Origin of the sequence: Anoxybacillus sp. CHMUD (genome assembly GCF_013096965.1) — a bacterium.
Lineage (GTDB): Bacteria > Bacillota > Bacilli > Bacillales > Anoxybacillaceae > Anoxybacillus > Anoxybacillus kestanbolensis_A.
This window is the reverse complement of the sequence record NZ_SDLG01000066.1, coordinates 1-577: the sequence shown is the minus strand read 5'-3', so window position 1 is coordinate 577 and position 577 is coordinate 1. Positions and strand designations below refer to the sequence as shown.

Below are 577 nucleotides of genomic sequence, written 5' to 3'. Positions count from 1 at the left end.
AGATACATTCGATTTTGCTTGTTCTTTGCTTGTAATAAAGGCCTGCTCTTTTTCGTTGGATGATGAACAAGCGCTTAGAAGAAGAATGGATGATGTAATGATGATTGCTTTCGTCATTTTTGTCATGATTGATTCTCCTTTGTATGAACGTAGAGTTTGCATATGCAAGATGTAATGGGGCGTTTACGTCTTGTTCTGAACAACTTTTTTCCAAGTAAACAGAAATAAAAAAACAGCAAAAACAGTCGATATCACTTTCCCTTGCCATGTCCAATTCATCACTTGATACACCGAGTATGCTTCTAACAAAAGGGCTGGGAGCTTTCCAAGCGAGCTAGCGACTGTAAAAAGAAGGAGCGACATGCGCCCGATCGCTGCCACAAACGTCACAAGTCCTGACGGAACAAAAGGAAGAAGACGCAAAGACAAAATAAGCGAAAAGGCTTCTACCCCTTCTGCCTCAAGCAAACGTTTCACTTTCGGATAGGAAAACCATTTCGTTTCCGAAAGTTTATGAAATCCTTTTCGATATAAAACGAAAGAAACAATCGCCCCAACAGCTTCCCCTACAAACGAT

The 577-nt window shown here is 40.7% G+C and carries 1 protein-coding gene and 1 pseudogene; both read right to left on the bottom strand.

The genetic code is table 11. From position 1 onward, the window contains the following. Positions 1-126 (bottom strand): annotated as a pseudogene (locus ETB99_RS15330) (F510_1955 family glycosylhydrolase); the annotation flags it as partial. 57 nt (positions 127-183) lie between these two features. Further along, a partial coding sequence (locus ETB99_RS14615) for a TVP38/TMEM64 family protein (RefSeq protein WP_171700936.1) occupies positions 184-577 on the bottom strand: 394 nt, incomplete at its 5' end.